Source organism: Allobosea sp. LC85, from assembly GCF_000735605.1.
GTDB lineage: Bacteria > Pseudomonadota > Alphaproteobacteria > Rhizobiales > Beijerinckiaceae > Allobosea.
The window spans coordinates 145,844-168,663 of record NZ_JPKG01000017.1 but is presented as its reverse complement, the minus strand read 5'-3'; the positions used below and the strand labels follow the sequence as shown (position 1 = coordinate 168,663).

Here is a 22,820-nt window from a genome sequence, read left to right as displayed (position 1 = left end):
CGAGGCCTGCGCCGGCCTGGTACAAGAAAAGGGAATGACGAACATGACGAGCCTGCGCGAGCGCTTCACCAGCGAGCTGAAGGAAGCGATGAAGGCCGGCGAGAAGGGCAAGGTCGGCGCCATCCGCCTGATCCAGGCTGCCTTGAAGGACAAGGACATCGAGGCGCGCGGCACCGGCAAGGGTGAGGCCTCTGCCGACGAAATCCTCGCCCTTCTGCAGAAGATGATCAAGCAGCGCCAGGAATCGATCGCGATCTACGACGCCAATGGCCGTCCGGAGCTTGCTGCCGGCGAGCGCGCCGAGGTCGACGTGATCTCGTCCTATCTGCCGAAGCAGATGGATGAGGACGAGGTGAAGGCGGCGATTGCCGCTGCGGTGACCGAGAGCGGCGCGGCCTCCGTCAAGGACATGGGCAAGGTCATTGCGATCCTGCGCGCGAGCTACGCGGGCCAGATGGACTTCGCCAAGGCGAGCGGCCTGGTGAAGGCGGCGCTCGGCGGTTGATCGCACGCAAGCGCCGGGGTCGCCGGCGCTGTGGATATAGCCGATAAGCCGGTCCGCAAGCGGATCGGCGATTGGCTTCCTGTGCGCCAGGCCCCACATAGGAAGCCATGAAGTTCCCCCCATCCGTCCTTGAGGAGATCAAGGCGCGGCTGCCAGTCTCGGCGGTCGTGGGCAAACGCGTGCGCCTCGCCAAGGCCGGGCGGGAATGGAAGGGGCTTTCGCCGTTCAATGCCGAGAAGACACCGTCCTTCTTCGTCAACGACCAGAAGGGCTCCTTCTTCGATTTCTCCTCCGGCAAGAACGGCGACATCTTCAAGTTCGTGATGGAGACCGAAGGGCTCTCCTTCCCTGAAGCGGTCGAGAAGCTGGCCTCCCAGGCCGGCGTGATCCTGCCGACGGTGACGCATGAGGCGCAGGTCCAGGAGGAAAGGCGCAAGGGGCTCCATGAGGTTGTGGAGCTCGCTGCATGCTTCTTCGAAGCCGAGTTGGCGGCCGAGCGTGGCGCCGCGGCGCGGCGCTATCTGTCGGGGCGCGGCCTCGAGGGCGAGCCAAGGCGGCAGTTTCGCATCGGCTATGCGCCGCCCGATCGCTTCGCTTTGCGCGACCATCTCGCCGGCAAAGGGGTCGATGCCGCCTTGATGATGGAAGCGGGGCTGCTGATCCATGGCGATGAGATCGCCGTGCCCTATGACCGCTTCCGCGACCGGATCATGTTCCCGATCCACGATGCGCGCGGGCGGGTGATCGCCTTCGGCGGCCGGGCGATGAGTGCCGAGGTTTCCGCCAAATATCTGAACTCGCCGGAGACGCCGCTCTTCCACAAGGGCCGGCTGCTGTTCAACCACCACAATGCCCGCAAGGCCGCTCATGATCTCGGGCAGGTCATCGTGGTCGAAGGCTATGTCGACGTCATCGCCATGACGATGGCGGGCTTCCCGCAGGTCGTTGCCCCGCTTGGCACTGCGCTGACCGAAGACCAGATCGGCCTGCTCTGGCGCATGGCGGACGAGCCGGTGATCTGCCTGGATGGCGACAAGGCCGGGCGCAAGGCCGCGAGCCGGGCGATGGATATCGGCTTGCCGCTGCTGGAGCCCGGGAAGTCGCTTGCCTTCGCGCTGTTGCCGGACGGGCAGGACCCGGATGACCTGGCACGCTCCGGCGGCAAGGTTGCGATTGCCGAGGTGCTCAAGGCGGCGCGGCCGCTCGTCGACATGCTCTGGAACCGCGAGGTCGAGGCCGGATCGCTCGATACGCCCGAGCGCCGGGCGGCCTTCGAACGCCGCCTGAAGGAGGCGCTCGGACACATCCGCGACGAGGTGACGCGGCGGCATTATCGCATCGAGATGGAGGAGCGGTTGTCGCAGCTCTTCACCAGCGCTGCTCCTGCTCGTGCCGAAAGGAGCTTTGGTGGGGGCGGGCAGCAGCGTGGGCGGGGCGGTGCACGCGGTCAGGGAGGTGCTGGCGCGAACCGCCAGGCCTTGCCGCTGAGGGCAAGCTCGCAGCTTTCGCGCTCGCGTATCGTGTCGCAAGGGCGGGGCGAGGATAAGCGCGAGGCCTTTATCCTGCTGGCATTGGCGAGCCATTCCGGATTGATCCTGCGCTGCGCCGACGAATTGGCGGAGCTATCGCTCGATGGCATGGCGGCCGAGCGTTTCAGGCAGGTGCTGCTCGATGCCGCCTTCGACGACGGGCTCGATCAGGATGCCCTGGCGAATCGGCTCGACCAGCCGAGGGTCCAGGACGCGAAGGCCGCGCTGATGGCGGTCACCGGCCCGGCTGAGCGGCTGAAACTCGCCCAAGCGGCTGATCCGGAATCAGTTTTTGAATCGATTCGTCAGGCAATCGTCTTGCATCATCGGGCACGAACGTTACATAGCGAGTTGAAGGCAGCCGAGCGCGCACTGGCTGACGAAGCGACTGAAGCAAATTTCGCCTGGATCAAGGACGTCAAGGCCCGGCTCGAGAATCTCGAGGGCACCGAGGCCATGGCAGGTGATTGATCGGAACATAGCTTTCGCTGTCGTCGTCACTGTCGCACGGGGCATGGATGGTTCACGATTCCTAAGGAGGATCGGGTCCATCTGGATGAGATGATTTGGGTGGGGTGAGCGCGCCGGACCAGCGGCCGCGCCGCCCTTTTATGCGTCGACATGGGGCACTTCGCGCCTCCTGCCACGCGAGAGTGCGGAGCGCTGATTGATGGCGACTAAAGCGAGCGAACGGGAAAAGACCGATCAGGTCGCGCCGGAAGCCCCCCCGACCACTGATGGGCCGTTGCTGGACCTGACGGATCAGGCCGTACGCCGGATGATCAAGCTCGCCAAGAAGCGCGGCTATGTCACCTATGACGAACTGAACGAAGTGCTGCCTTCCGAGGAGTTTTCCTCGGAGCAGATCGAGGACGTGCTCGGCCAGCTGAGCGAGCAGGGCATCAACGTCGTCGACAACGAAGATCCCGAGGCCGCCGGCGAGGAACGCGCCCAGCGCGGCAAGGATGGCGGCGGCGACGACGAGGAAGCCGAGGGCGATCTCGTCGAGACCTCCCGCTCGGCGCTCCCGGTCGAGGTCAAGCGCAATCTCGAGCCGACCGAGCGCACCGACGATCCGGTCCGCATGTATCTGCGCGAGATGGGCTCGGTCGAGCTCCTGTCGCGCGAAGGCGAAATCGCGATCGCCAAGCGCATCGAGGCCGGCCGTGAGGCGATGATCGCCGGGCTCTGCGAAAGCCCGCTGACCTTCCAGGCCATCATCATCTGGCGGGACGAACTCGTCGACGGCAAGGTTCTGCTGCGCGACATCATCGATCTCGAAGCCACCTATGCCGGTCCCGACGGCAAGAATCCGGTGCAGTTGCCGGGTGAAGAGGGCGAAGAAGCCGAAGGCCAGCCGGCAGGCGGCCCGCCGGCCTTCGGTGGCGAGGGTGGCGAACAGCCGCCCGAGATGGATGACGACGACATCGAGAACAACGTCTCGCTCTCGGCGATGGAAGCCGAGCTGAAGCCGCGTGTGCTCGAGACCTTCGATTCGATTGCCGACAACTACAAGAAGCTGCGGCGCCTGCAGGACCAGGATATCGCCAACCGGCTGGAGAACACCAAGCTCTCCCCGTCGCAGGATCGCAAATACAAGAAGCTGAAGGACGACATCATCACCGCGGTGAAGTCGCTTTCGCTCAACAACAACCGCATCGAAGCGCTTGTCGAGCAGCTCTACGACATCAACAAGCGCCTGATCTCGCATGAGACGCGCCTGCTCCGCCTGGCCGAGACCTATGGCGTCGCGCGCGACGATTTCCTCAAGCAGCATGTCGGCGGCGAACTCGACCCCAAATGGGTCTTGCGCGTCTCCAAGCTCGGCTCACGCGGCTGGCGCGAATTCGTCGGTTCCGAGAAGGACCGGATCAAGGAGCTGCGCGAGGACATCCACACGCTTGCCTCCGAGACCGGCCTGGAGATCCAGGAATTCCGCAAGATCGTGCTGATGGTCCAGAAGGGCGAGCGCGAAGCCCGGCAGGCGAAGAAGGAGATGATCGAGGCCAATCTGCGCCTCGTGATCTCGATCGCCAAGAAGTACACGAACCGCGGCCTGCAATTCCTCGACCTGATCCAGGAGGGGAATATCGGCCTGATGAAGGCGGTTGACAAGTTCGAGTATCGTCGCGGCTACAAGTTCTCGACCTACGCGACCTGGTGGATCCGGCAGGCGATCACCCGCTCGATCGCCGATCAGGCCCGCACCATCCGCATCCCGGTGCACATGATCGAGACGATCAACAAGATCGTCCGAACCTCGCGCCAGATGCTGCATGAGATCGGCCGCGAGCCGACGCCTGAGGAACTGGCTGAGAAGCTCGCCATGCCGCTCGAAAAAGTGCGCAAGGTGCTGAAGATCGCCAAGGAGCCGATCTCGCTGGAAACGCCGATCGGCGACGAGGAAGATTCGCATCTCGGCGACTTCATCGAAGACAAGAACGCGATCCTGCCGATCGACGCGGCGATCCAGTCCAACCTGCGCGAGACGACGACGCGGGTGCTGGCCTCGCTGACCCCACGCGAGGAGCGCGTGCTGCGCATGCGCTTCGGCATCGGCATGAACACCGACCACACCCTCGAAGAGGTCGGGCAGCAGTTCTCGGTGACGCGCGAGCGCATCCGTCAGATCGAGGCCAAGGCACTGCGCAAGCTCAAGCACCCGAGCCGGTCGCGGAAGCTGCGCAGCTTCCTCGACAACTGAGCTCAGCACTCTGGTTCGGCGAAGGGCGGCGCAAGCCGCCCTTTCCGTTTGAGGGGAACGTTTAGATCATCGGACCGGATATCGTATCCGGTCCGATGATCTAACCTTTTTGTGTTTGCATCGGCTTTTCCGAAAACCGCAATCCACTTTTCGGGCCGATGCTTTAGCCTCGGTTGGGCGTGGCGACGACGAGTGCCACGAGCCGTCGCACGAGGGGCAGCACGACAAGCAAGGTCGGGAAGGCGACCAGCCAGGACAGGGCCCAGGAAACGGGCCAGGTCTGCAGCGCGGTCATGGAAGGACCGAGCGCCTTCAGCGTCGCGATGCCCGAGACGACGAAGGTCATCACGATCGACAGGATGAAGGGCATGACGATCCCGGCATAGCGCGCTGGCAGCTTGCGGCGCAGGCGTGAGAATTCAGTCGATGACATGGAAAACAAGCTCTCAGGACAGGCGGTGTCGCTTGGGGAGGCACTGCTGGCATCCATCGGCGCAACGCTGCGTTGGACGCGTTGCCTGACGTGAGACGCTTACGACCACTCCCAGGAGTGATGCGGCCTTCTACCCGCGGCCTGGCCTTCTGCCAAGAGCTGCGTTCATTCTCCCGATTCAGCGCCCGGCGAAGATGTCGGGCGTTGGCCGCGGCTCCCATGAACCGCCTGCCGAAATCAGGCAGCTCATGCCCTGGGGCGTGGTCGCAAAAACGGTCCAGGTGCCGGCCGGACCGGTAAAGAGCTCAAGTACATAACCGCCCTCGGCGAGACCGTTGCCGGCAAGGCGTTCATCGTAGATGTCGCGCAAATGCGCGACGACTTCGGTCCGCGGCGCACAAGGCGGGCCTCGCGGTGCCTGCGCCTGCGTGAATCCAGCCCAGGCCAGCGTGGTGAGCCCGAACATCAGGGGTGACAGCGTCTTGATCCGTCTCATGACCGCCTCCCTATTCAGGGGCGCCCGCGAGAGAAGATCCTGGCGTCAAGGGGCACTCCGGTCGTCCTGAACCCTTAAAACGTGGGATCCGGGCTGCCTGCTTTCAAGAATCACTGAAAGTCGATGGCGGTATCACTGAAGGTGGGAGGTCAGAGACGAGTGCTTCGCCATGAGGTGGTCAGGTCCTGCCGGTCAGCTTGAGGAACAGCTGGTAACTCTCGGCCGCACCCGCGCTGCCGGCGCCGGTGTCGATCTGCTGGAAGCCGATGAAGGTTGCGTATTCGAGACGGGCGAGAGCGAGGGCATTCCTGTCGTCGAACCGCCCGGATGCCCGATGCAACCCGGCGAGATAGGCAATCCGCTCGCGGTCCACCTCGGTACAGATGCGCATCACACGGGCATCGTTGGTAGCAAGCCGGCGCATGCCTTGCTCGACACGGCTGTCGAGGCGCAGCGCCATCTGGTCGAGAAGGAAAAGCCTGGCGTCTGGTTGCTCGCCGGTATCGGCGGCTTCGACAAGCCTGCGGGTGTAAGTCTCGCGCCAATGCTCCGCGAGTGCGGTGAGATAGGCCTCGCTCGTCACGAAATGCGCGTAGAATGAGCCCTTGGTCTTGCCCGCACGTTGGCAGAGCGCTTCGATGGTCAGGCCGGCAGGGCCGGCTTCTGCAAGTGCCTCGAGGCCGAGATCAAGCCAATCCGTCAGCGAGAAGCGACGGGCGACCACCTTCACCACCACAGACCCAGTGCGCCGCAGGCGGCCATGGGAATGAACAGGGCCCATTGCGGGAAATGCGTGACTCTGAGTCGGAAGCGGCGGATCATGGCTAGATTCCAGAGGGCAAAGAGCCCGGCGCAGCCTGTCGCAAACGCCCCAAGGTCGCGGCTGCCTGCATGCCAGGCAACCAGGCCGAAGGCGAGCGCAAGGCCCGCGAGCACGATCGTTACCAGGTGCCAGCAGTAGTAGTTGGTGAATTTCGGCACTTTGCCCAAACCGCTGGAGGCAAGGAGTGGATGGGCAACTTCGCGCCCACCGAGCCAGACATGGATCATGCAGGTCAAAGCTGCGATCGTCGCAGCAGCCAGGAACCAACCATTCATGCGAGTGCTCCCGATCTCTAATAATACCATACTGTATGGTATTGAAAACCGCTCATGGCAAGTCCGATAGACGGCCCTGCCCCGGGGGCGATTGCCGCCGAGGACTGAGGGTCCGCACCGCTCAATATATGTGAAGATGCACGAAGCCGGCTCCCTTTCGGGCTGTTTCTGCCCTATAGAGATCGAGATCGCGATGGAGGCCCCATGTCATTCCTGAAGTCCCTGTTCGGCCTTGGTGACAAGGTTGAGAAACCGGCAGCTGGGCCGCTCAAGACGCTGGAGCACCGAGGCTTCACGATTCACGCCACGCCTTACCAGGAGGGTGGGCAGTATCAGCTCTGCGGCGTCATCGAGAAGGAGATCGATGGTGAGCTGAAGACGCATCGCTTCGTACGGGCCGATCGCTTTCCTGGCGTGGCCGAAGCCGCCGACTTTACCTTGCTGAAGGGGCAGCAGCTCATTGATGAGCAGGGGGACATGATTTTCAAATAGAGCCGCGTCTATTCAGAATTTTTCGATGTATTACTTTGCGTAATTTTTCATTTAATCTCTATTCGCTCTTGATAGTTTATGTATATAAACGAATATATTCTGTTTATATTTTCAATTTAAGCTTATGTTTTTCGAATTTTCTCTTCGTAATAATTCGGGGTTGGAGATTATCCCTCGCTTCATTAGGTTGGGGGGGCTTAATCTTTTATTGGCATCTCCGTGCTGTCATCGCTCAGGGACCACAGAATGAGGCGACACGGAATCCTTGATGCATCGAGCTGCTGCCAACTCAGAAGCTCTTGACCACGTCTCGCAAACGCAGCGAGCGCCGTGATATCCGGGCTTGCGACTTTGGCCCGGAGCGATGTGGATCTCGCGTCTCTTGTTGCTGCAATGCCGCTACTGGGCTCTCGTGCCGCGGACAACGACTGGCTTGCGAGCGTCCTCGACCAGCTTCCCGCTGCCGTCTATGTCACGGATGCGGAAGGGCGCCTGACCTACTTCAATCGCGCCGCCGCCGAGTTCGCCGGCCGGGAACCACGAATTGGCGCAGATTTCTGGTGCATCTCGCACCGCTTGCTGACCAGGGACGGTGAGCATCTGCCGCATGATCAATGCCCGATGGCGGTTGCGCTGCGCGAGGCGCGGCCCATCCGGGGCATCGAGGCGCAGGCCGAGCGGCCGGATGGGAGTTGCATCCCTTTCATGCCATTCCCGACGCCGCTCTTCGATGGCGGCGGCAGGCTCGTCGGGGGATTCAATCTGCTGGTCGACATCAGCGAGCGAAAGCAGGCCGAGAAGCGGATCGCCGACCTTTCCTGCAACGATGCGTTGACTGGGCTTCCGAACCGTTTCGCTCTTCGTTCGTATCTGGCTGAGCGAATTGAACGCGCCAAGCGTGAAGGCGAGAGCCTCCTTGTGATGCGGATCGATCCTGATCGCTTCAAATGTTTCAATGACGAGTATGGCCAGACGATCGGAGACGGACTCCTGATCGAACTCGCCAAGCGTCTGGGATCTATCGAGGGCACCTTCGCGGCGCGAATGGGCGCTGACGAATTCGTGCTGGTGTCGCGACACTCCCTCGGTGGCGAGCATGGTGTGTTGCAGGCGGAACAGGTGCGCTCTGCACTGCAAGCGGATTTCATCAACGGAACGGCGCGTCATGCGGTGAGCGTCAGCATGGGCTGCGCCCGGTATCCACAGGACAGCGACAGCGAAACCGGATTGCTCGACGCTGCCAATGCGGCCTTGCGGCTCGCCAAGACCGAAGGGCGCAGCCGCATCCGGATGTTTGACTTTGCCGAGCAGGAGCGCGAGCGCGAACGTCTCGATTTGCGCGCGCATTTGCGCCAGGCCATCGAAACCGGGGCGATCCTGCTGCATTATCAGCCGCAGTTTCGGGCGGATGGCAGCGTCGTCGGATTCGAGGCATTGGCACGCTGGCGCCACCCTACGCGTGGCGTCGTCTCGCCCTCACTGTTCATCCCTGCAGCGGAGGAAGGCGGGCTTATCGCCGCGCTCGGGGCTCACGTCCTTCGCGCGGCCTGTCGCGAAGCGGTGCGCTGGAAAGAGCCACTCAGGGTCTCCGTCAACATCTCGCCGCTCGAATTCGCGGCTGACGCGTTGCCGGGCCTCGTGGAGGAGGTGCTGATCGAGACCGGCCTCGATCCGGAGCGACTGGAACTCGAGATCACCGAGGGGGTGATGGTCACCGATTCCGATCGAGCCATGGCAACTCTGTCGCGCCTGCGTGCACTCGGCGTGCGGATCGCGCTCGATGACTTCGGGACCGGCTATTCGTCGCTGTCCTATCTTCACCGCTTTCCTCTGACGACGCTGAAGATCGATCGCAGCTTCGTTGCAACGCTCGGCGTGACGCTCGAAGCCGTTGCGATCACCCGCGCCATCATCCAGCTTGGACATGCGCTCGGCATTGAGGTGGTGGCGGAAGGTGTCGAGACACCCGAACAGCTCGACTTCCTGATTTGCGAGGGCTGTGACTCGACGCAGGGTTATCTGCTCGGCCGGCCCCTGGATGCCGCGGCCTATGCCCCGTTGACCGGTAGCGCCTGAGCGGCTTCGCATGCTCTTTCGAGGCGGCTATGGCCGCACGACCTGCTGCTTGCACGCGCCTGCCGCCTGCAGCAGTTCCGCAAGGTGAGCCCTACAGAACGGCCATCATTGATGACGCTTTCCCTTCGAGCTGCGGCGCTCTAGCCTCTGCTCTCGGGGCAGTGCTCTTGTGAAAGGCAGCGAGTGATGATGAAGGGGTCCGACCTCCTGGTAGCGGCGCTCGAGAATGAGGGCGTTGACTGCATCTTCGGCGTGCCCGGCGAGGAGAATCTCGATGTCGTCGAGTCCCTCCGCAATTCCGGCATCAAGCTCGTCCTGACGCGGCATGAGCAGGCTGCAGCCTTCATGGCGGCGACGCATGGCCGGCTGACGGGCCGACCGGGCGTCTGCATCGCGACCCTCGGACCGGGCGCCCTGAACTTTTCGACCGGCGCGGCCTATGCCCATCTCGGCGCCATGCCGATGATCCTGATCACCGGCCAGAAGGCGATCATGACCGCCAAGCAGGCGCGCTTCCAGATCGTCGATGTCGTCGCCTCGATGAAGCCGTTGACCAAGATGACACGGCAGATCGTCAGCGCCGCCAGCATTCCGGCTGCCGTGCGCGACGCCTTCCGTGTTGCGATGGAAGAACGGCCGGGGCCGGTGCATCTCGAGCTGCCTGAGGATGTCGCCGCCGAGGAGATCGACGACATTCCCGTCATCCCGGTTCATCCGCTCGAGCGGCCGGTTGCACAGACCGCGGCGCTCGATCGCGCGGCGGAAATGATCCTGGCGGCAAGGAGGCCGCTGGTCATGATCGGTGCTGCCGGCAATCGCCCGCGTCTCGTCGAGGCGCTCTCGGCCTTCGTGCGGCGCACCAGGCTGCCCTTCTTCAACACCCAGATGGGCAAGGGCGCCGTCACCGGCGGCTCGAACCTCTATATGGGGACCGCGGCCCTCTCCGAACGCGACTATGTCCATGAAGCCGTGAACCGGGCTGATCTGATCATTTCGATCGGCCACGACACGGTCGAGAAGCCGCCCTTCCTGATGCAGAGTGCCGGCGGCCCGAAGGTGATCCATATCGGCTATCAGTCCGCCAATGTGGAGCAGGTCTACCACCCTGACGCCGAGGTGATCGGGGATATCGGCGCGACCGTGACGCAGCTCGCCGAGCGGCTCGGCGGCAAGCTCGATCCCGATGTGTCGCTGCTCGACCTGCGCCAAAGGATCCTGGCGCGGATCAATGACCGTGCCGACGAAGACCGTTTTCCGATCACGCCGCAGCGCATCGTCCATGACGTGCGCCAGGTGATGCCGGAGGATGGCATCGTCTGCCTCGACAACGGCATGTACAAGATCTGGTTCGCCCGGAATTACCGCACCCATGTCGCCAACACGCTGCTGCTCGACAATGCGCTCGCAACGATGGGGGCAGGGCTGCCCTCGGCGATGATGGCGGCGATGCTGTATCCCGAACGCCGCGTCATGGCCGTCTGTGGCGATGGCGGTTTCATGATGAACTCGCAGGAGATGGAGACCGCCGTCCGGCTCGGCCTCAATCTCGTCGTCGTCATCCTGAACGACAATGCCTATGGCATGATCCGGTGGAAGCAGGCGGTCGATAATTTCCCGGATTTCGGCCTGACCTTCGGCAATCCGGATTTCGTCCGTTATGCCGAGGCCTATGGCGCCAAGGGGGCGCGCGTGACCGCGGCGGAGGAACTCGCTCCAACGCTGGAAGCTGCGTTCGCAGGCGGCGGCGTTCATCTCGTCGAGGTGCCGATCGACTATTCCGAGAATACGCGTGTTCTTGTGGACGAACTGCGCAACCGCACGCCTGATATCGAGCTGGCCTGAACGGGAGAGCGACGATGCTGCAGGTTGTTCAAGCCTTTGATCGTGCTCCGATCGCCGAGATCGAGACCGATGACGCTGCTGCGCTTGAAGCCAAGCTGCAGGCGGCCGAACGCGTGTTCCGGGATCGGGATGGCTGGCTGAAGCCCTATGAGCGCATCGCGATTCTGCGGCGATTGGCCGGACTGATCGAAGCCCGGCGCGATCATTTTGCCAGGCAGATCGCACGCGAAGGCGGCAAGCCCCTGCCGGACGCGATCGTCGAAACTAATCGTGCAATCGACGGCGTGCACAATGCTGCCGACGAGCTGCGGAATTTTGCCGGGCGCGAGATTCCGATGGGCCTCTCGGCGGCGGGAGCGGGCCGCTGGGCTTTTACGACCAAGGAACCGATCGGGATCGTCGCTGCGATCTCTGCCTTCAACCATCCGCTTAACCTGATCGTGCATCAGGTCGCTCCGGCGATCGCCGTCGGCTGCCCGGTGATCATCAAGCCGGCCGGCCCGACGCCGCTTTCCTGCCGCGACTTCGTCGCCCTCGTTCACGAGGCTGGCCTGCCTGAGGCCTGGTGCCAGAGCTTCATTCCGGAGAGCAACACCCTCGCCGAGAAATTGGCGACCGACCGGCGCATCGGCTTCCTGAGCTTCATAGGCTCGGCAAAGGTCGGCTGGTATCTGCACAGCAATCTTGCCCATGGCGCACGCTCGGCGCTGGAGCATGGTGGGGCGGCACCTGCGATCGTCGATCGTAGCGCCGATCTCGACCGGATCATCGAGCCGATGGTCAAGGGCGGCTACTATCATGCGGGGCAGGTCTGCGTGTCGACGCAGCGTATCTTCGTGCATGAGGACATCGCTGCGACCTTCACCGAACGCCTTGTCGCGCGGGTGACGACGCTGCGTGTCGGAGATCCGACGCTTGCCGATACCGAGGTCGGGCCGCTGATTCATCCACGCGAGGCCGACCGGATCGCCTCATGGGTCGAGGAGGCTGTCAGCGGTGGGGCGAAGCTGGCGGTCGGCGGCGGCCGGATTTCGGAGACGACCTTGCAACCGACGGTGCTGCTTGACCCGTCGGCCGAGGCAAGGGTCTCGCGCGAAGAGGTCTTCGGGCCCGTGACCTGTGTCTATCGCTACCGGCGGCTCGATGACGCGATCGCACAGGCGAACTCGCTCCCGGTCGCGTTCCAGGCCAGCGTCTTCGCGCAGGATATCGATGTCGCGATGCGGGCCGCGGACCGTCTCGACGCCTCCGCCGTGATGATCAACGACCCCACGGCTTTCCGGACGGACTGGATGCCGTTCGCGGGCCGGCGCGAGTCCGGCTACGGCATTGGCGGCATTCCCTTCACCATGCGCGAAATGGCGCAGGAGAAGATGATCATGATGCGGCGTCCCTAGACTGAACCGCGGGCGAACCGAAGTCTCGCGGGCTGAGGATTTGGCACCCCGCCCGTGTTCCGCTCGTGGAATGCCGGGACCGCCGTGTCGCGCTGCGGACGCCGTGGCCCACTGCAGCCGGCGCGCTTGCCGCGTTGGTTCGCCGCGCCTAATCATCGCCGCGTCATAAGAGAGCCGTTCTCCGAAACCGGCCGGCGAGGAAACATGTCTTCCCAGCACGAGCGCTACGCGCCTGATTCCTCCTATGCCTGGCTGCGGCTGGCGATGGCGCTGCTCGTCGGCACTGTCGCCTGCGTCGGCACGTGGTCGGTGGTCGTCGTGCTTCCCTCCGTTCAAGCCGAATTCGGCACAGCGCGAGCGGGTGCTTCGCTGCCCTATACCGCCGTCATGCTCGGTTTCGGCTTCGGCAATATCCTGATGGGCCGGATCGCCGATCGTTACGGCATCGTCGTTCCGATCGTGATGGGTGGGCTCTTTCTCGGTGCGGGCTATATGCTTGCGGGGCTTGCCGGCACGCTCTGGCAGTTTGCGCTCGCTCACGGACTGCTGATCGGGATCGGTGGTGCGGCGGGGTTCTCGCCTCTGATCGCCGATCTCTCGCACTGGTTCCGCAAGCATCGTGGGCTCGCTGTGGTCTTCGGTGCATCCGGCAGCTATCTCGCGGGCGTGATCTGGCCGCAGGTGATTACCTGGGGACTGCAGAACCATGGCTGGCGCGCCACGCATTTCGCCATCGGCCTGACGGCGCTGGTTGTGCTTGTGCCGCTTTCCCTGTTCTTCCGCAGGCGCCCGGCTGCCGAAACGCTGGCGGCGGCCGAGGCCTCGAGCGCCGGCGCACGCGGCGATCTCGGCCTTTCGGCGAACCAACTGCAACTGCTGCTTTCGGTCGCCGGCTTCGCCTGCTGCGTCGCGATGTCGATGCCGCAGGTGCATATCGTCGCTTATTGCGGCGACCTTGGTTACGGCGTCGCCCGTGGCGCCGAGATGCTTTCGCTGATGCTGCTGCTCGGCATCATCAGTCGCATCGGTTCCGGCTTCGTCTCCGACCGGATCGGCGGAGCGGCAACCCTGGCGCTTGGCTCGGTGATGCAGGGGGTTGCGCTCTTCCTCTATCTCTTCTTCGACGGGCTGACCTCGCTCTACATCGTCACCGGTATCTTTGGCCTGTTCCAAGGCGGCATCGTGCCGATGTACGCGGTGATCATCCGCGAGTACCTGCCGGCGAAGGAGGCGGGGGTGCGGATCGGTATCGTGATGTCGGCGACGATTCTCGGCATGGCCTTTGGCGGCTATATCTCCGGGCTGATCTACGACCTCTTTGCCTCCTACAGGGTGGCCTTCCTCAATGGACTTGCCTGGAACCTGATCAATCTTGCCGTGGTCTCCTGGCTGATGCTGCGGGCAAGGCCGCGGCTGCAAGCAGCCTGATCATCCCGCCGTCGGCCCCGGCCGATAGGTGCCGAAACACCAGACGTGGCCTTCCGGATCCTTGCAAATGAAGTCACGGCTGCCATAGGGCTGGTCGGTCGGCTCCAGGCAGATTTCCGCGCCGGCCTTGCGGGCGCGCTCGCAGCGGGCATCGATATCGTTCGTTGCGATATAGGGCGAGGCTGTGGTGCCGCCGAGCTCAGCCGGGCGTGAGACCAGCTTGCCGAAGGGATTGTTGTCAGCCGAGCCGAGCATCACGAAGCTCTCGCCCATGCGAAGCTCGCCATGGAGCAGGGTTTTGCCGTCGTCAGAGTAATAGGCCGCGTGCTTCTCGAAGCCGAAGGCCTCGATCAGCCAGTCAAACATGCGCGGAGCATCGGCATAGCGCAGCGAGATGCAAATCATGGCCGGCGGTCTTGTCATGGCGTCCTCCTGAATAGCTGATCATAGCGCAGGAGCGAGGATCGGTGCCTCTGCGATCAATGGCCAGTCAACGCCGCGAGGATCCTCTCCGGCATGGGGCAGGTCGATCCACTCAAGAGCGATGTCGGAAAGATCCTTGCCGGCTCCTGCGCGATTGTCTCGGGGCAGTTCGTGGTGATCGCCACAGGCTTCGTGCTGGCGCCGATGCTGCATCGTGTGCTCCATTCCTTCCATGTCGAAGAGGAAGGAGCAGAGATGATTGAGCCAGGCCTAAAGCCGGAAGAGGAGCCGCTGGGCAATTTGACGGTTCGCACCATCGCAATGCCGGCCGATACCAATGCCAATGGCGACATCTTCGGCGGCTGGGTGATGTCTCGGATGGATTCGGCCGGCGGAATCGCCGGTGTCGATCGGGCACAGGGCAGGGTGGTGACGATTGCGGTCGAAGCCATGACCTTTATCCGGCCGGTCAAGGTCGGTGATGTGCTGAGCGTCTACACCCACGTCGAATCCGTCGGCCGGACCTCGATGAAGATCCATGTCGAGGCCTGGGCGAAGCGCTTCCGGACCACCCTGCACGAGAAGGTCACGGATGCGACCTTTACGTTCGTCGCGATCGACGAGGAGGGCCGCCCCCGCCCGGTGCCGCCCCTTCCCGGCACATGAGTGCGAGATCGCTGTTGAGTTCCTGCGATCTCGCTAAAGGATTCTTCACTGCGCCGAGAGGTTGAAGAAACGCATTAACGATTGTGACAGGGGCAGATGGTTCTTCCATGGGGCAAATTCCATTGGACAACCATCGCCATGCATCGCTCGGTCGTTCTTCGTCTCCGCAAACTGAGCCTTTTGTCGTCGCAACTGCGCGGTGACGAACGCGGTGCCGTTGCCATGATCTTCGCGATCATGCTGGTGCCGCTGATCGCACTCATCGGCATTCTGGTCGATACGTCGCAGGCTCAGAATGCCCGCGTCGACCTGCAAAGCGCGCTCGACTCGGCCGTTCTGGCCGCAGCCAAATTGAATGAAAGCGACAGCGAGCGGATTGCCGCCGCGAACCGCTACCTTGCAGCGGCCCTGCCGCCGGGCTTTCCCGGAACGGCCGTCATCTCGAGCTTTGCCATCGTCGACGGCGCTGCATCGGTGAAAGGGGATGCCAGCGCGGACGTCAAGACGATGTTCGGCAACTTTATCGGAGGATCCTCGACCAGGATCGCGAGCACGGCGAAGGCACTCATTGCAAGGCCGCAGGTGCGTCACCTCGATCTGGTGATGTGCATCGACGCGACCGGGTCCATGCAGTACACACTCAATGCAGTGAAGAACGCTGCCCTGTACTTCGAGAAGAACCTCAACGATGAGTTGAAGGCGAAGCAGATCGATCCCTTCGAGTCGATGCGGGTGAAGCCCATTTTCTACCGTGATTTTGGGGGCAATAGCGGCTGGAAGAGCGACCCGCGAGATTATGGCGACCGGCCTCCCATGAAAGTGGGCGAATTCTGGAGGCTGCCCGATCAAGCGACGCTCTTCTCGACCTTCGTCTCGCCTGAAAGGGCTACCGGCGGTGGCGACTTGCCGGAATCGGGCCTTGAATGCGTCAATGAGGGCATGAACTCCAGCTGGATCAAGGCGGGTGCGACCGTGGTCGGCGGAGCGAGCGCGGGCCAGGTGATCACGGCGTCATTCAACGTCATTGCTGTCTGGACCGATGCTGATGCGCATCCTCCGTCCCACAGCCAATCCCTGAAGAATCCCGATTACCCAGCCGCTGATATCATGCCGCGGACCTGGACCGGCACGCCGCCGTCCGCGCCTGGCCTCACTTACAAATGGAATTCCAGCGTCAAGATGGATCAGGAAAACAAGCTGCTGGTCTTCTTCGGCAATTCCGGCACGCCGAACTGGTTGCCGGTGAAGAATTGGGCCGGTTTCTTTCAGGGAGGCACGCTGACCGAAGGCAATACGCAACTCGTCAAGAAGCTTGCCCTCGCAATCGCAACCAAGACAAAGACGCCGACCCTGACGCACTAGGCCGGCTCAATGCAAACCATCCTCCGGCAAAGGTTAACGCAATCTGAAGCGGCCGCTCCGTCGGGCGATTCAGAACAGGGCGCTCACTTAAGCGTTTTTTAAGCGCATGTCCCCGATCTTAGGGCTCAAGAAGCCTAACTCTAAGGGCTGACCTAAAGAGAGCTGGGGAACTGTTCATGCCTGACCGACGAGGCTCCTGCCGGGCCCCGCTGTCTGCGTCGCGGTTTCCTTCCTGAGGCCCCGCCGTCGCGCGCTGCATGCATTCCGGAGAACGACTATGAAGAAGGTCAAGAAGCCCACGCGGCAGCGCACGCCGCTGCGCGTCGGCATTGCCGCGCGCATCTATGCGGCGCTCGGCATTCTGACCGTATTGACGATCGTGGCATCTTCGGTCGCCTGGTTTTCCTATGGCCGGGTGAACCAGACGGTCAACGACATGATCGAGAACAAGATGCCGGTGGTCGAACTGGCACTCGAACTCTCGCAAGCGGCGACGAAATCCACCGCGCTCGCCGCGCGCTTCAGTGAAGTCCAGAATGCCAAGGAACGGTCCGAGCTTACGGGAGAGCTCGATCTGATCGAAGCCAGGCAGTTTGACCTGCTGCGCAAGATCTCCGATCGCGGGCAGGACAAGGCGAAGGCCCAGAAGGCGATCGATGAGCTCTCGCGGCAGATCAACGATCTCAACGACCTGACGGGGCAGAGGCTGCGCAATGGCAGCGAGGCGCAGGTCGCGGTCGAGACTCTGGGCAAGGCCCGGGAGGATTTCGTCAGGGCTGTCGGAACCGAGGCGGAGGAGGCGAAGTTCAATCTCGCCTATGGCATCGAGAATGCGGCCACTCTATCGGGCGATGAGCTGACTTCGGCGCTGAAATCCCTTGCCGGCCGCGACTTTACGGCCTTCGACCTGGCCCGGAGCCTGCAGGCCGATGTCAGCGAACTCGGCGGCATCCTGCGCGAGATCGCCCAGATCAGCGACAGCTCGCAGCTCGGAACCGCACGCGAACGCTTCCAGGCCATTGCCAAGCTCGTCCGCAGCGGCCTCGCCGAAGCTGAGAAGATCGTGCCGAACCAAGGGCGCGTGCGCTCGGTCAATGCGATCCTGAACGTTGCCGAAGGCAGCAGCGGGCTGTTCGATGTGCGCGACCGCGACATCGTGACTCAGGGCGCTATCCGCGCTGGCCTGTCCGATCTCAATCGAGCGGCTGAAGTGGTGCGCCGCGAGGTGGACACTCTGGTCAAGGCTGCCCGCGACGAGGCTCATTCGGCGGGCACGTCGACCGGTAACCTGATCGAGGACAGCAAGTGGTGGCTCGGCGCAATCGGCCTTGGCTCGCTGCTCATCGCGCTCGCGCTCTCGCTCTTCTATGTCCGCCCGATGATCGTCGGACGTCTCAACAAACTGTGGACGGCGACCCGGGCCATTGCCGACGGACAACTGGACGCGACCGTCGAGACCAGAGGCAATGACGAGATCTCGGACATTGCGCGCAGCGTGCTGCTGTTCCGCGACAACGCCCTGGCGCTGCGAGCTGCCGAAGCCGCGAAGATCGAGGACGAGGCCTTGGCGCAGCAGCGCCGTCGCGAGATGATGCAGGAACTTGGCGAAGCCTTCGGCCAGGTGGTCGAGGCCGCGGCCGCCGGCGATTTCAGCCGGCGCGTCCCGGCAAGCTTCGCCGATGCCGAGCTCAATGCGCTTGCCGGTTCGGTGAACGCCCTGCTCGAAACCGTGCAGGCTGGGCTCTCGGAAACCTGCGAAGTGCTGGCCGAGCTGTCGGCCGGCCAGCTCTCGACCCGTGTCGAAGGCAGCTATCACGGCGCTTTCGCCGAGCTCAAGGACGGCGCCAACGGCCTCGCCGAAGAGTTCGAGAGCACGCTGGCGCGTCTCTCGGATACGGTTTCGGCCGTGCGCAGCGCGACGAGCGAGATTCTCGACGGTGTCACCGACCTCGCCGAGCGGACGACGGAAGAAAGCAATGCGGTCTCGATGGCGACCAATCAGCTCGGCGCCTTCGCGGGCACCGTGAAGAAGACGGCTGACGAAGCCTCGCAGGCCATGGGCATGGCCGAGAGCGCCGAGCAGCGCGCCCAGCAGGGCGAAAAGGTCGTCGCCTCGGCATTGGACGCGATGCGTCGCATCCGCGCGTCGTCCGACAAGATCTCGGAAGTCATCTCGATGATCGATGAGATCGCCTTCCAGACCAACCTGCTGGCGCTCAACGCAGCCGTGGAAGCGGCGCGGGCCGGCGATAGCGGCCGCGGTTTCGCGGTGGTCGCGGCTGAGGTGCGCAGTCTCGCCAAGCGTTCGGCGGATGCCTCGAACGACGTCAAGCGCCTGGTCGAAGCCGCGCATGGCGACGTCGCGGTCGGTGTCGGGCTCGTCGAGGAGACCTCGGCGATGTTTGGAAGCATCGTGTCCTCGGTCAACGATCTCTCCGGGTTGATGAACGGCATCTCGCAGACCGCGCGGAGCCAGGCGAGCGACGTGTCCGCCATCAACAACGAGATCGACGGCATCGGCACGATGGCGCACCAGAACGCTGCGCTGGTCGAGGAGACCAATGCCGCGCTCGCGCTGACGGATGAACAGACCCGTGCGCTGACCGAGCATATCGGGCGCTTCCAGTTTCGCGAGGGCCACGTCGCCGGGCATCCCGGGGCGTCTGTGGCCCGGGCGGCCTGAGCGACCCACTTCATCCACCATGGCAACGGCCCCGTTTGCGAGACGCAGCGGGGCCGTTTCTGTTTGCGCGCCGTGTCTGGGGTCTTGCGGGACAGAAGGGGAGGGTGTTAGGCGAAGGGCGGGCCGGTAGCTCAACGGTTAGAGCTCGCTGCTCATAACAGCGCCGGTGCCGGTTCGAATCCGGCCCGGCCCACCAAATTTCCCGGGCCGCCGCGTAGCGACCCCAAGACCTTGAAAGGCATCGTCGTTTCGGCGGTTTGGAGCCCCACATCAAGGTCGATCGCAGATGCTCGGCGAACACGCGTTTCAGCACGGCACGGCGATCTTCGAGCTTTCAGTTCCCCATGTTTTCCAAGGATTTGCGAGAACGCCGAGAGCGGCTCGTAATGTCTGGTCGAAACGGGCAGTGTGTCTCCAGCCTGACTTGCCTCTTCGGAAGGGACGGCAATGCTGCGTTGATGCTCGACGAGCCGGGATTCATGGGCTTCTATGAGCCTCTAATCCGACGTTGCAGTGGTGCGAGGATCTGGTTGATCGTACGACTGATGCTTTGAACGCGTCCAGCGGGCTCGATACATCACGCTGGAGAGCATCGCGCCCATGAGCGATGATCCCCTCGTCAGCCTGCCAGCCGTGGCGGCCTGACCAGCCCGGCCAGCGCCGGCGCTCGACGGTCCCTACCGTCAGCTACACCACGAGTTGGGACACGACCCAGCCTTCGAAATGGACTTTCTGTAAAGCTCGCAACCTTTTCCGATGCAAAAGTAATAAGCGTACTCGCTTGATCTCCCTTTAAATTAAGCTCCGCTAAGCGCGCCTCCGCACCTTGTACAGGCGCAGGACCGTCCGTCAGTCCTTACCGAGCATGGTTTGGAAATATTCACGACGATCCTGCGACGAGCGAGAGGCAAAGCAAAAGCATCTCGCGGCTATGTCTGCTCCTCCGGTCATTCGCGCCGTTTCGACGGGCCTGCGTCCCTTCCACGCCAATTCGGATGGTCGTTTTGCGGCGTCCGATCGACGGCAATGGGCGTCGAACAGCGTGAACCGCGGCGGATTGAGGCTGAGGGGCCGGCCGCTTGACAAAGATGATTCTTGGTGAAACGTTTCCACTAACGATGGAAACGTTTCCACGAGGGGATTGCCATGATTTATGACTCTCTCAATCGCCGTACATTCCTCCAGGGCGGCGCGGCAGCCGTCGCGGGGCTTGGACGGCCATTCCCGGCGCAGGCGGCGGATGAGCGATCCCTGGTCGTGGCGATCCCTTCGAGCCCATCGACCTTCGATCCGATCAACCAGGGCAACCACGATGCCATGGTGGTCAATCAGCTCATTTTCGAAAACCTGATCGAGATCGACGGGGAGGGGCGGCGACGGCCGCTGCTTGCAAAGTCGTTGCCCGCGATCTCCGAAGACCGCACCGAATATACGTTCGAGCTTCGGGACGATGTCGCGTTCCAGAACGGGCAGCCCTTCACGGCCGAGGATGTGAAGTACAGCTACGACTATATTCTCGACCCGGCCAACAAGGCGCTGAGGCGCTCGGTCTGGACGAACATCGAATCCGTCGAGATCCTGGCGCGTCATAAGGTGCGCTTCAAGATGAAAGCGCCGTTCCGGCCCTTCCTCGACTACATGACCAAGTACATGGGCATTTTCCCGGCCGGGAGCCGCGAGAAATACGGAAACGAGATCTTCCAGCAGAGGCCTGAGGGCCTTGGCACGGGGCCCGGTATCTTCGTCTCCGCGCGCTCCAACGATGTCGTCGAGTTCCGCCGCAACCCGAATTACTGGCGCAAGGATCTCCCGGGATGGGACCGGCTGCGCGTGCGGATCGTCTCCGAGGAGGCGGCTCGCATCGCGTCGCTCATGTCCAAATCGGTGCACATCATCGGCGCGCCCCCAGTCCGCGACTATCTGCGTCTGCGGCAGGCCAAGGCGCAGGGCATCGCCGGGGCGAGCCGTCCTGCGCTCGGCAGCATGATGCTGATGATTCACAACACCCGTAAGCCACCGTTCGACGATCCCGATTTCCGCAAGGCCGTTTCGCTGGCGACCGATCGCAAGACCATTGCCGAGAAGATCTTCAACGGTCTGGTCGAGCCCTCTGCGGTGCCGGCTCCGGCGTCGGCCTGGTGGTACAACGCCAAGGTGGCCGAAGGCCTGGCTTTCAACCTGGAAAAAGCGAAGGCCCATCTCGCCAGGTCCCGCTACGCCTCCGGGGCCGAATTCGAGTTGCTGTATTCGTCGCAGGGTTACCTTCTGGACGTCGCGGACGCGGCCCTCTTCATCCAGGCCTCGCTGGCCCGGCTCGGCGTCAAGGTCAAACTCCAGCCGCTCGAGACCGGCCAGCTCATCGAACAGGTCTTCGCCGGCAACCAGACATCCGCGCTCATGGCGGTGATCGGTCCGTCCGATCCAACCTTCATCATTCAGGGCATCTATACGCCGAACCAGGTCATGACCCGCAGCTCCGGCTACAGCAACGATCGGCTCAATACGCTTCTGGCTGACAGCTTCCGTGTCGACGACGAGACGTCGCTGGGACCGATCCTCGCCGATATGCAGGCGATTTTGGCGGCAGACTCTCCCTCCACCTGGATCGGCGCGGTCCACAGCTTCAACCTCTGGCGCTCCAATGTGCAGGGCTTCGAGCCGAATACCGGGATCACGCTGCGCCTGACCGACGCGGCCGTCGCCGACCTGCGCTGAGGCGTGAAACCATGTGGTTTGCCAGTCGCATACTCAGCAGTCTTGCTGTTCTCGTCGTGGTCAGCGCGCTCCTCTTCGCGCTCACGCGCCTGACGCCGCTTTCGCCCGCGCGGATCGTGCTCGGCACTGACGCAACCGTCGAGCAGATCCATGAGTTCGAGCGCGATCGCGGCCTCGACCGCTCTCTGCCCGCCCAATACGCGGCATGGGTTGCACAGCTTCCCCGGTCGGGGTTCGGCACCTCCTACATCACCGGCCGTTCGATCGATGTCGAGCTGCGCGAGAGCCTTCCTGTGACCGTCGAGCTGGTGCTGGTGACCTTTCTCCTGACGCTGGCCGGCGCGATTCCGCTCGGCCTGATCGCTGGGCTGACGGAAGATCGCTGGCCGGACCACCTGATCCGGGTGCTGTCTTTGATGGCGGTGTCGGTCCCGGGATTCTGGCTCGCCCTGATCCTGATCCGTGTCTTTGCCGTCAGGCTCGGCTGGGTGCCGCCGATCGGGATCACGCCGCTCGCAGAAGGCTGGCACGCCCATCTTGCGTCCCTGGTGCTGCCGGCCCTGTCGATCGCGCTCTACTATATCGGCGCGCTCAGCCGCCTGATGCGCGCCTCCGTCATCGAGATCCTGGGCCAGGACTACGTCCGCACCGCGCATTCGCTCGGCTTGAGACGAAGTCTGGTCGCTCGCTACGTGGTGAAGAACGCACTTCCACCCTTCGTCAGCGTCGCCGGCATGTCCTTCGGTTATATGTTCGGCTGGGCGATCATCATTGAACTGGTCTTCAACATACCAGGTCTTTCGCGTGCGCTGCTGACCGCCATCACTCAACGCGACTATCCGATGATCCAGGCGACCGTCCTGGTCGTTACGGCAATGTTCATCCTGTCGAACCTCGCTGCGGATCTCATCCAGCAGCTGATCAACCCCAGGTTGAGACATGCTTGACGCTGCGCGTTCAACAGGGTCTCC

Annotated in this window: 18 protein-coding genes and 1 tRNA gene; 14 read left to right on the top strand and 5 right to left on the bottom strand. The window is 63.1% G+C overall.

Annotated elements, in window-relative coordinates; all coding sequences use genetic code 11:
- Window positions 1–34 precede the first annotated feature (34 nt).
- The 3 genes from FG93_RS07940 (at window position 35) to rpoD (ending at window position 4,738) form a co-directional block, all read left to right on the top strand.
- The gene (locus FG93_RS07940) at window positions 35–505 is read left to right on the top strand and encodes a GatB/YqeY domain-containing protein (RefSeq protein WP_244448529.1); all 471 of its coding nucleotides are present in this window, start codon (window positions 35–37) and stop codon (window positions 503–505) included.
- Window positions 506–612: 107 nt separating this feature from the next.
- Window positions 613–2,505 (top strand): DNA primase, encoded by a 1,893-nt coding sequence (gene dnaG, locus FG93_RS07935; RefSeq protein ID WP_043233472.1) that lies wholly within the window; start codon window positions 613–615, stop codon window positions 2,503–2,505.
- Window positions 2,506–2,704: 199 nt separating this feature from the next.
- On the top strand, window positions 2,705–4,738 hold the full coding sequence (rpoD, locus tag FG93_RS07930; RefSeq protein WP_043233470.1) for an RNA polymerase sigma factor RpoD: 2,034 nt from the start codon (window positions 2,705–2,707) through the stop codon (window positions 4,736–4,738).
- A gap of 163 nt (window positions 4,739–4,901) precedes the next feature.
- Here rpoD and FG93_RS07925 read toward each other — a convergent pair whose 3' ends face one another.
- The 4 genes from FG93_RS07925 to FG93_RS31105 all read right to left on the bottom strand — a co-directional run bounded on the left by FG93_RS07925 (window position 4,902) and on the right by FG93_RS31105 (window position 6,765).
- Window positions 4,902–5,171 carry a DUF2798 domain-containing protein gene (locus FG93_RS07925; RefSeq protein WP_043233469.1) on the bottom strand — a complete coding sequence of 90 codons (270 nt, stop codon included), beginning with the start codon at window positions 5,169–5,171 and terminating at the stop codon, window positions 4,902–4,904.
- 178 nt (window positions 5,172–5,349) lie between these two features.
- Window positions 5,350–5,667: a hypothetical protein gene (locus tag FG93_RS07920; RefSeq protein WP_152579350.1), complete on the bottom strand. Its 318-nt coding sequence runs from the start codon at window positions 5,665–5,667 to the stop codon at window positions 5,350–5,352.
- 178 nt (window positions 5,668–5,845) lie between these two features.
- Window positions 5,846–6,391 carry a TetR/AcrR family transcriptional regulator gene (locus FG93_RS07915; RefSeq protein WP_161783792.1) on the bottom strand — a complete coding sequence of 182 codons (546 nt, stop codon included), beginning with the start codon at window positions 6,389–6,391 and terminating at the stop codon, window positions 5,846–5,848.
- Window positions 6,392–6,393: 2 nt separating this feature from the next.
- On the bottom strand, window positions 6,394–6,765 hold the full coding sequence (locus tag FG93_RS31105; RefSeq protein ID WP_052513487.1) for a hypothetical protein: 372 nt from the start codon (window positions 6,763–6,765) through the stop codon (window positions 6,394–6,396).
- A gap of 204 nt (window positions 6,766–6,969) precedes the next feature.
- Here FG93_RS31105 and FG93_RS07905 point away from each other — a divergent pair, with 204 nt between their 5' ends.
- The 5 genes from FG93_RS07905 to FG93_RS07885 all read left to right on the top strand — a co-directional run bounded on the left by FG93_RS07905 (window position 6,970) and on the right by FG93_RS07885 (window position 14,000).
- On the top strand, window positions 6,970–7,257 hold the full coding sequence (locus FG93_RS07905; RefSeq protein ID WP_043233467.1) for an HlyU family transcriptional regulator: 288 nt from the start codon (window positions 6,970–6,972) through the stop codon (window positions 7,255–7,257).
- Between the two features lie 393 nt (window positions 7,258–7,650).
- Complete coding sequence (locus tag FG93_RS07900) at window positions 7,651–9,333, top strand: bifunctional diguanylate cyclase/phosphodiesterase (RefSeq protein ID WP_052513486.1); 1,683 nt, start codon at window positions 7,651–7,653, stop codon at window positions 9,331–9,333.
- Between the two features lie 186 nt (window positions 9,334–9,519).
- Complete coding sequence (locus FG93_RS07895) at window positions 9,520–11,175, top strand: acetolactate synthase large subunit (RefSeq protein ID WP_043233466.1); 1,656 nt, start codon at window positions 9,520–9,522, stop codon at window positions 11,173–11,175.
- Between the two features lie 14 nt (window positions 11,176–11,189).
- Complete coding sequence (locus FG93_RS07890; protein ID WP_043233464.1) at window positions 11,190–12,572, top strand: aldehyde dehydrogenase family protein; 1,383 nt, start codon at window positions 11,190–11,192, stop codon at window positions 12,570–12,572.
- Between the two features lie 204 nt (window positions 12,573–12,776).
- A complete protein-coding gene (locus tag FG93_RS07885; protein ID WP_043233462.1) occupies window positions 12,777–14,000 on the top strand; it encodes an MFS transporter in 1,224 nt (407 codons plus the stop codon).
- Here the strand turns inward: FG93_RS07885 and FG93_RS07880 are convergent, their stop codons facing one another.
- Complete coding sequence (locus FG93_RS07880; RefSeq protein ID WP_043233461.1) at window positions 14,001–14,423, bottom strand: VOC family protein; 423 nt, start codon at window positions 14,421–14,423, stop codon at window positions 14,001–14,003. It abuts the gene before it with no gap.
- Window positions 14,424–14,678: 255 nt separating this feature from the next.
- Here FG93_RS07880 and FG93_RS07875 point away from each other — a divergent pair, with 255 nt between their 5' ends.
- From FG93_RS07875 to FG93_RS07850, 6 genes are all read left to right on the top strand, one after another.
- Window positions 14,679–15,089 carry an acyl-CoA thioesterase gene (locus tag FG93_RS07875; protein WP_043233628.1) on the top strand — a complete coding sequence of 137 codons (411 nt, stop codon included), beginning with the start codon at window positions 14,679–14,681 and terminating at the stop codon, window positions 15,087–15,089.
- A 222-nt stretch (window positions 15,090–15,311) separates the two neighbouring features.
- Complete coding sequence (locus tag FG93_RS31100) at window positions 15,312–16,451, top strand: Tad domain-containing protein (RefSeq protein ID WP_161783791.1); 1,140 nt, start codon at window positions 15,312–15,314, stop codon at window positions 16,449–16,451.
- 277 nt (window positions 16,452–16,728) lie between these two features.
- On the top strand, window positions 16,729–19,134 hold the full coding sequence (locus tag FG93_RS07865) for a methyl-accepting chemotaxis protein (protein ID WP_043233459.1): 2,406 nt from the start codon (window positions 16,729–16,731) through the stop codon (window positions 19,132–19,134).
- 120 nt (window positions 19,135–19,254) lie between these two features.
- A tRNA-Ile gene (locus tag FG93_RS07860) sits at window positions 19,255–19,330 on the top strand.
- 950 nt (window positions 19,331–20,280) lie between these two features.
- Window positions 20,281–21,849 (top strand): ABC transporter substrate-binding protein, encoded by a 1,569-nt coding sequence (locus tag FG93_RS07855; RefSeq protein WP_043233458.1) that lies wholly within the window; start codon window positions 20,281–20,283, stop codon window positions 21,847–21,849.
- An 11-nt stretch (window positions 21,850–21,860) separates the two neighbouring features.
- Entirely contained in the window at window positions 21,861–22,796 is a 936-nt protein-coding gene (locus FG93_RS07850; protein WP_043233457.1) for an ABC transporter permease, read from the top strand.
- Window positions 22,797–22,820: the final 24 nt, after the last annotated feature.